At 41.8% G+C, this 1,619-nt stretch carries 1 protein-coding gene and 1 pseudogene; one reads left to right on the top strand and one right to left on the bottom strand.

The features are described 5' to 3' along the window. Positions 1 to 58 precede the first annotated feature (58 nt). Positions 59 to 1,375, top strand: coding sequence for a hypothetical protein (locus tag ACEW8O_RS25775; RefSeq protein WP_373497503.1), 1,317 nt, complete (start codon positions 59 to 61; stop codon positions 1,373 to 1,375). A 54-nt stretch (positions 1,376 to 1,429) separates the two neighbouring features. On the opposite strand, the pseudogene ACEW8O_RS25770 reads toward ACEW8O_RS25775, so the two are convergent. Next, a pseudogene (locus ACEW8O_RS25770) lies at positions 1,430 to 1,619 on the bottom strand (alpha/beta hydrolase); the annotation flags it as partial.

Genomic DNA, 1,619 nt, shown 5'->3' with positions numbered 1-1,619 from the left:
GGTATTTCTATTGTGCCTTTACTTTTTTATATTTAAAAGGTATACATAATAAAATTCTATGAACCCAAAATGGCTTATCCTGAATTTACTTCTCCTTTTTGCTTTTGGCGCTTGCCAGACCAAAAATCACAATTCCGAATTGCTTTCAATGGAAACATTTGAAGTTCCAAAATTCCGTCTTATCGAAACAGATACCTTTCATTTCAATAATTTCGTTGACTGCAATATGGCCGAAGTATGGATTGGGGATACCTTACGGATTTTTCCAGGAAAATATGGAGAGGACCCGGTGTGGGGTTTTGCTGAAGATTTGAAATTTGCCTCCGGTTTCAATGCTGATGAGGTTTTTTCTTCCCCTGCATCTGCATACATCGCTCCTAAACTACCGAAAAATGCACCTCTAGGCCAGCCCGGGCTTCATGGAGCAGTTTGGTTTGAGACGGTGTACCAGGACCAAAGAGACTCGAGTGGCAAAACTTTGTATGCCATATATCACAATGAAAATTATCCGGAAACCTTGCCTTTCAATCCGGAAACCGGGGAAGGTTATATTGACAAAGATTGGCCATTGGGATTGACAGAACGGATTACTCCTGCCGCGGTATGCCGCATCGGGGTAATGAAATCCACAGATGGGGGCTGGTCTTGGGAAAACAAAGGTCTGTTTTTGGAGGATAAACAACCGAGGATGATTTTAAAACCCCACAATATTTCCAAAACATTTGCTGGTGGTGTAGGTGACCCTTCCGCAGTGGCAGTTGGTGAATACCTGTATTTGTTTTATGGGGAATATGGCTATCAGGGAGTATATGAAGCCCAAAATTATGACCCTTTGGTTGAGGCAAGCGGTCAATGTATAAGCATTGCACGGATTAGTTTAGATGATTTAGATGATCCTCAAGGCAAGGCCAAACGATGGGATGGGATAGGGTTCAATGCAGCTTGGAATGGTGTTGGAAAGCCTGTGTCATCCTTGCAGATTCCTGTTACAGAAGGAGGAGGTCCAGCTTCCTCTCCTGGAGGAGGGTTCCATTGGGGACCCTCCGTCAGTTGGAACGATTATTTGGAATGTTGGGTCATGCTCATGGGAAGAGTGGATGGGCAATCCTGGATTGGGGATAAGTTGTATATTTCTTTCAATCCAAATAGAGATTTTGGAGAAGGTACAAATTCCCAAGCTTGGACCAAACCCCAACTATTGGTTGAAAAGCCAGGACGTGTTCTGTGGTACCCCTCTTTACAACCCTTGAGTACAGCGGGAGATATTGAAAATAAGTATACAAGTTTAAGATTGGGGAAAAAAGCACGATTATTTTTCAAATTTTCAGATTTAGGAAAGTATATGTCACTATATGAGGTGGAGTTTGAGAAATGATGGATGAGAGCTGAATTGTTTGTTTTTTTTAAAAAATCAGCAGACAGCTTTGGTCTAAGATATCTCCTTAATTCTTTCCCCGATATACTGCATGGCCATGGGATAGGTTTCTATGCCATGCCCTACATTTTGAAAGGTCTTGATGTCTTTCAGCGGTTTGATGTGTTTTTTGGCATTTTCAATGGATTTTTGATATGGGAATAATAAGTCTTTGTCACCGAGAAGGAGGTAAGTGTCCGCTTTT

The organism is Aquiflexum sp., from assembly GCF_041749095.1.
Taxonomy (GTDB): domain Bacteria; phylum Bacteroidota; class Bacteroidia; order Cytophagales; family Cyclobacteriaceae; genus Aquiflexum.
Note: the sequence above shows the minus strand (reverse complement) of the source record. Positions and strands in the feature narration are given on the sequence as shown.